Raw genomic sequence first — 6771 nt, 5'->3', positions numbered from 1 at the left:
CGCCGCAACGGTGCGGCGATCCGACTTGCCCGCGAAGGCGGTGTAACTGCGTTACTGAGCGGTAGGGCTCACATCCCGCAACGGCTTGCCCTTCACCGGTGCATCACCGGCCACGTAGTACTTGGCCTTGCTGCGCGGCAATGGTTTGCGACCGCGGATCTTGTCGGCGATTTTCTCGGCCATCATGATCGTTGGTGCGTTCAGGTTGCCGGTGGTGATGATCGGCATGATCGAGGCATCGACCACGCGCAGGCCTTGCATGCCATGTACACGACCTTCGCCATCGACCACGGCCATTTCGTCGGTGCCCATCTTGCACGAGCAGGACGGGTGGAACGCGGTTTCGGCGTGCTCGCGGATGAACTTGTCCAGCTGCTCGTCGGTTTGCACGTCGATGCCGGGGCTGATTTCGCGACCACGGAAAGCGTCCAGCGCTGGCTGTTGCATGATTTCACGGGTCAGGCGGATGCCATCGCGGAATTCCTGCCAGTCCTGCTCGGTGGCCATGTAGTTGAACAGGATGCTCGGGTATTCGCGCGGATCCTTGGACTTGGCCTGGATACGACCGCGGCTTGGCGAACGCATGGAACCCATGTGCGCCTGGAAGCCGTGCTCTTTCACGCCGTTGCTGCCGTTGTAGTTAATCGCTACCGGCAGGAAGTGATACTGGATGTTCGGCCATTCGAATTCCGGGCGGGTACGAATGAAACCGCCGGCTTCGAACTGGTTGCTGGCGCCGATGCCGGTGCCGTTGAACAGCCACTCGGCACCGATGGCCGGTTGGTTGTGCAGGAGCAGCGACGGGTACAGCGAAACCGGTTGGGTGCAGGCGTATTGCAGGTACAACTCGAGGTGATCCTGCAGGTTTTCACCGACGCCCGGCAGGTCGTGGACCACCGGAATATCAAGCTTTTTCAGCAGTTCGGCCGGGCCGACACCGGAGCGTTGCAGGATCTGCGGCGACGCGATGGCGCCGGAGCACAGCAACACTTCCTTGCGGGCACGGACTTCAACGCGCTCTTCAGCCGCGCCGATCAGGTAACGCACGCCGACTGCACGCTTGCCTTCGAAAAGAATCTTGTCGGTCAGGGCGTGGGTGACGATGGTCAGGGTCGAACGCTTCTTGGCGATGTCCAGGTAACCGCGAGCGGTACTGGAGCGACGGCCTTTCGGCGTCACGGTGCGGTCCATCGGGCCGAAGCCTTCCTGCTGGTAACCGTTCAAGTCTTCGGTACGCGGGTAACCTGCTTGTACGCCTGCTTCAACCATCGCACTGAACAGCGGGTTGTTGCCGGCTTTAGGCGTGGTCACGCTGACCGGACCTTCACCACCGTGGTAGTCGTTCGGGCCGATGTCACGGGTTTCCGCCTTGCGGAAATACGGCAGGCAGTCGAGGTAAGTCCAGTCTTCCAGACCTGGCAGTTTTGCCCAGCCGTCGTAGTCCATGGCGTTGCCGCGGATGTAGCACATGCCGTTGATCAGCGAAGAACCACCCAGGCCCTTGCCGCGACCGCATTCCATCCGGCGACCGTCCATGTGTGGCTCTGGATCGGTTTCGTACGCCCAGTTGTAGCGACGACCTTGCAGCGGGAACGCCAAAGCCGCTGGCATTTGCGTGCGGAAATCCAGACGGTAATCCGGGCCGCCCGCTTCGAGCAGCAGGACGGTGACGCCTTCGTCTTCAGTCAGACGGGTCGCCAGGGTGTTACCGGCGGAGCCGGCACCGATGATGATGTAATCGAATACTTGGGACATTGAATGCACCCTCTTTGAAGTTGGTCAGGTCGCGGTCGCGGATTTGTCACTTACTGTGGCGAGGGAGCTTGCTCCCGCTCGGCTGCGCAGCAGTCGTAAAATCAGCGACCACGCTCTATCTGAAGACTTGCGATGTCTGGATGGGGGCCGCTTCGCGACCCAACGGGGCGATGCGGCGTTCCGACAAGCCCCCTCGCCACAGAGACCTCGCAGGCCTTAGAAAACCGAGGCGTAATCGCCCAGTTCGACCTGTACCGATTTGATGCGTGTGAAGTTGTTCAGCGAGCTGATGCCGTTCTCACGGCCCACGCCCGACTGCTTGTAGCCGCCGACCGGCATCTTGGCGTCGGACTCGCCCCAGGCGTTGATCCAGCAGATACCGGCTTCCAGTTGATGAATCACGCGGTGCGCGCGGTTCAAGTCTTTGGTAACGACGCCGGCAGCCAGGCCGAAGTCGGTGTCGTTGGCGCGACGGATCACTTCTTCTTCGGTTTCGTAGCTCAGGATGCTCATCACCGGGCCGAAGATTTCTTCGCGCACGATGGTCATCTCGTCGGTGCAGTCGGTGAACACGGTCGGCGCCACGAATGCGCCTTTGGCAAATTCGCCGTCGGTCAGACGAGCGCCGCCGCACAGCAGGCGAGCACCTTCTTCCTTACCTTTGGCGATGTAACCCAGCACGCTTTCCATGTGGGCGAAGCTGACCAGCGGGCCGAAGTTGGTGTTTTCGTCTTCCGGGTTGCCAACGCGGATGCGCGCAACGCGCTCAACGATCTTGGCTTCGAATGCGGCTTTCAGGTGGCTCGGAACGAACACGCGAGTGCCGTTGGTGCAGACCTGACCGGAGCTGTAGAAGTTGGCCATCATTGCGGTGTCGGCGGCGCGATCGAGGTCGGCGTCGTCGAAAATGATCAGCGGGGATTTGCCGCCCAGTTCCATGGTCACGTCTTTCAGCGTGGAAGCGGAAGCGCTGGCCATGACTTTCTTGCCGGTGTCGGTGCCGCCGGTGAAGGAGACTTTTTCGATGCGTGGGTGTTCGGTCAGCCAGGTGCCGACTTCACGGCCGCTGCCGGTCAACACGTTGAACACACCAGCCGGCAGGCCGGCTTCGGTGTAGATCTCGGCCAGTTTCAGGGTGGTCAGCGAGGTGACTTCGCTTGGCTTGAAGATCATCGCGTTACCGGCCGCCAGGGCTGGAGCGGATTTCCACAGGGCGATCTGGATCGGGTAGTTCCACGCGCCGATACCGGCCACGATGCCCAGTGGCTCGCGACGGGTGTAGACGAAAGAAGTGGTGCGCAGTGGAATCTGCTCGCCTTCGATGGCCGGTACCAGACCTGCGTAGTATTCCAGCACGTCAGCGCCGGTGACGATATCGACGTAACGGGTTTCGGAGTACGCCTTGCCGGTGTCCAGGGTTTCCAGGGCGGCCAGTTCATCGTTGCGCTCGCGCAGGATGTCGACGGCACGACGCAGGATGCGCGAACGCTCCATGGCGGTCATCGCGGCCCAGATTTTCTGGCCCTTTTCGGCACTGACCACTGCACGCTCGACGTCTTCCTTGGTCGCACGTTGTACTTTTGCGAGGACTTCACCGTTAGCCGGGTTGATGGCTTCGAAGGTGGCGTCGCTGCTGGCGTCACTGTAGCCGCCGTCGATGTAGAGTTTTTGCAGTTCGAAACGGGCCATAAAGTCCTCGCAAGTGCATAAGTTGGTTGGCGTTAACCACTGGGACGTGCCGTGTAGCGTTGGCGACGCTGATCAGTGGCGGTTCAGGGGCTGAGCGGTTTTATGTGTGCTCTAACTCACCTGCTTGGCCAATTGGATATCCATGTATTCGTAAGCGATTCTTTGCGCCTGCTCGGTGTCGAAAGCATCTCCCGACAGCGCGCCGCGCAACCACAAACCGTCAATGAGGGCTGCCAGGCCCCGGGCGGCGCTGCGCGCTTGATCAAGCGGCAACGCACGGCGGAACTGGCAGCACAGGTTGGAATACAGACGGTGATCGTTGATCCGCTGCAATCTGTGCAAAGACGGCTGGTGCATGCTGGTGGCCCAGAAGGCCAACCAGGTTTTCATTGCCGGGCCATTGACCTGGCTGGCGTCGAAGTTGCCTTCGATAATCACCTGCAGATGCGCCCGTGGGCTGTCATCTGCCATCGCCTGACGGCGCGCGGTGACGTTCTCGCTGAGGACGCTCATCAGATACCGCATCGTGGCGGCGATCAGGCCATTCTTGTCCTGAAAATAGTGACTGATGATGCCATTCGAGACACCGGCCAAACGGGCGATCAGCGCAATGCTGGCGTCCCCCATGCCGACCTGATCGACGGCCAGTAGCGTGGCTTCGATCAATTGCTGGCGGCGGATGGGTTGCATACCGACCTTGGGCATCTTGCACATCTCCTTAGGCCTTCCGGTGGACGAAATACGCCTACCGGATTGAGGGCCAGTCTATTTTGTTTTGATTGAACGTTCAATCAACAAAGAATAAGATCTGCGACAATTCGTCGCTGCCTACAGGTTTTTCCTACGTGTAGTGGGCGGAAAAACGACATCTGAAAATGCTCGAAACCCACACGCACTGGCGTTCCATGGGTTTCGGGCTTTTTTCGGGGTGTCTTTATATCACCCGCCGGTCGGCTGCCAACTAATCGATTGGTCGGGTAACGCGTTGCCTTGTGTTCTTCTCTCGCACTGCCCGGAGCATCTGTGCCATGAGTTCTGCCTCTCTAATAAAGACCCCACCCGAGAAGGTGACGGTCAACGGTTGGGTGTTCTACACCTCTACCGCGTTGATTCTGTTGTTGACCGCCATTCTGATCATCGCCCCGCAAGAGGCCGGCAGAATGCTCGGCATTGCCCAGGCCTGGTTGTCCCGCAGCTTCGGCTGGTACTACATGGTGGTGATCGCCGCCTATCTGGTGTTTGTGGTCGGCCTGGCGTTTTCGTCCTATGGCAAGCTCAAGCTGGGCAGCAAGGACGATACCCCGGACTTCAGCTACGGCGCCTGGGCGGGGATGCTGTTCTCGTCGGGTATCGGCATCTCGCTGCTGTACTTCGGTGCGTCCGAGCCGCTGGACCACTACTTCAACCCGCCGGAAGGCGTGGCCGGCAGCAACCTTGCCGCACGTCAGGCAGTGCAGCTGACGTTCCTGCATTGGGGCCTGCATGGCTGGGCGATCTACGCCTTGGTCGGCCTGGCGGTGGCGTACTTTGCTTATCGTCATAACCAGCCGCTGGCGTTGCGTTCAGCGCTGTATCCGCTGGTCGGCGAGCGTTGGGTCAAAGGCGCGGCCGGTCATGCGGTGGACGGCTTCGGCATGTTCGTGACCCTGCTGGGGCTGGTGACGAACCTGGGGATCGGTTCGCTGCAAGTGTCGTCGGGGCTGGAAAACCTGTTCGGCATGGAACACAGCAACACCAACCTGCTGATAGTGATCATCGTGATGAGCACCGTGGCGACCATCGCGGCGGTGTCCGGCGTGGAAAACGGCATTCGCCGTCTGTCCAACCTGAACATCGTGCTGTTCAGCGGTCTGCTGATTTTCGTGCTGTTGTTCGGCCCGACCCTGCACCTGCTCAACGGCTTTGTGCAGAACATCGGTGACTACCTGAATGGCGTGGTGCTGAAGACCTTCGACCTCTACGTGTACGAAGGCGACACGGAGAAGTCCGACCGCTGGTTGGGCCTGTGGACCCTGTTCTACTGGGCCTGGTGGATTTCCTGGGCACCATTTGTCGGCATGTTCATCGCGCGTATTTCCCGTGGTCGCACAGTGCGTGAATTGGTCGCCGGTGTGCTGCTGATTCCGCTGGGTTTCACCTTGGCATGGCTGTCGATCTTCGGTAATTCGGCCCTGGACCTGGTGATGAACCACGGAGCGGTGGAACTCGGGAAGACGGCGCTGGAACAGCCGTCGATGGCGATCTACCAGTTGCTTGAGCATTACCCGGCGTCGAAAGTTGTCATTGGCGTGTCGATTTTTGTCGGTTTCGTGCTGTTCCTGACCCCGGCGGACTCCGGCGCGGTGATGATGGCTAACCTTTCGTGCAAGGGCGGCAACGTCGACGAAGACGCGCCGCACTGGCTGCGGATTTTCTGGTCGGTGGTGATCACCCTGGTGACCATCGGTCTGCTGTTCGCCGGTAACTTCGAAGCCATGCAAACCATGGTGGTGCTGGCAGGGCTGCCGTTCTCGGTGGTGCTGGTGTTCTTCATGTTCGGCTTGCACAAGGCCATGCGCCAGGACGTGCAGATCGAACAGGAGCAAGCGGAACTGGCGGCGCGTGGTCGTCGTGGTTTCAGCGAGCGTCTGACCCAGCTGGATTTGCAACCGAATCAGTCGATTGTTCAGCGTTTCATGGACAAGCAAGTCAGCCCGGCGCTGGAAGAGGCCGTGGTTCAACTGCGCGGCAAGGGCCTGGACGTGCAAACGTTGCTGGGTAAAGCCAAGCGTTGCATGGGCCTGCGGATCGAGATGGAAGAGGGCAATCCTTTTGTCTACGAAGTGAGCCTGGACGGTTATCTGGCGGCGGCGAGCGAAACGGTGTCGGCTGAAAGTGCCGATGAACCGCGCGCACGTTACTACCGCGCCGAGGTGTACCTGCACAACGGCAGCCAGGACTACGACTTGATGGGCTTCACTCGGGATCAGATCACCCGTGACGTGCTCGATCAGTTTGAAAGCCATCGGCAGCTGCTTGGCCGGGTTTATAGCTGAGTAGTGATAGATCGTTCCCGCGCTTTGCGTGGGAACGCCAAGGGGCTCAATTGAGCCCCTTTTTTGCGCTTCGCTGATCGATTGTGGCGAGGGAGCTTGCTCCCGCTCGACTGCGCAGCAGTCGCAAATCCGGATAGCATGCTCAGTCTGAATGACCGTGGTGTCGGGGTGTGGGGGGGGGGCCCCCCCCCCCCCGGGGGCCCCCCCCCCCCCCCCCACACAAGCTCCCTCGCCACAGAGGATTACCTGTGTGTCAATTTGAGGCCCAGCATCCTCCAGCCATCGACGCATT

4 protein-coding genes are annotated in these 6771 nt (G+C 60.2%); 1 reads left to right on the top strand and 3 read right to left on the bottom strand.

The window, feature by feature from the left end:
• Positions 1-51: 51 nt before the first annotated feature.
• The 3 genes from betA to betI form a co-directional block, all read right to left on the bottom strand.
• Complete coding sequence (gene betA / locus ACCC96_RS30245; protein WP_413697736.1) at positions 52-1755, bottom strand: choline dehydrogenase; 1704 nt, start codon at positions 1753-1755, stop codon at positions 52-54.
• Between the two features lie 216 nt (positions 1756-1971).
• On the bottom strand, positions 1972-3444 hold the full coding sequence (gene betB / locus ACCC96_RS30240) for a betaine-aldehyde dehydrogenase (RefSeq protein ID WP_019650270.1): 1473 nt from the start codon (positions 3442-3444) through the stop codon (positions 1972-1974).
• Positions 3445-3555: 111 nt separating this feature from the next.
• Positions 3556-4149, bottom strand: coding sequence for a transcriptional regulator BetI (gene betI / locus ACCC96_RS30235; RefSeq protein WP_413697735.1), 594 nt, complete (start codon positions 4147-4149; stop codon positions 3556-3558).
• A 380-nt stretch (positions 4150-4529) separates the two neighbouring features.
• Between betI and ACCC96_RS30230 the strand changes: the two genes are divergently transcribed.
• Positions 4530-6479, top strand: coding sequence for a BCCT family transporter (locus ACCC96_RS30230; RefSeq protein WP_413697737.1), 1950 nt, complete (start codon positions 4530-4532; stop codon positions 6477-6479).
• The last annotated feature ends 292 nt before the right edge of the window (positions 6480-6771 follow it).

The sequence above is a fragment of the Pseudomonas sp. Pseusp11 genome (genome assembly GCF_047304405.1).
Taxonomy (GTDB): Bacteria; Pseudomonadota; Gammaproteobacteria; order Pseudomonadales; family Pseudomonadaceae; genus Aquipseudomonas.
Note: the sequence above shows the minus strand (reverse complement) of the source record. Positions and strands in the feature narration are given on the sequence as shown.

Excerpts from the sequence above, each read along its gene's own strand:
- betA (WP_413697736.1), bottom strand. The coding sequence starts at position 1,755 with ATGTCCCAAGTATTCGATTACATCATCATCGGTGCCGGCTCCGCCGGT.
- betB (WP_019650270.1), bottom strand. The coding sequence starts at position 3,444 with ATGGCCCGTTTCGAACTGCAAAAACTCTACATCGACGGCGGCTACAGT.
- betI (WP_413697735.1), bottom strand. The coding sequence starts at position 4,149 with ATGCCCAAGGTCGGTATGCAACCCATCCGCCGCCAGCAATTGATCGAA.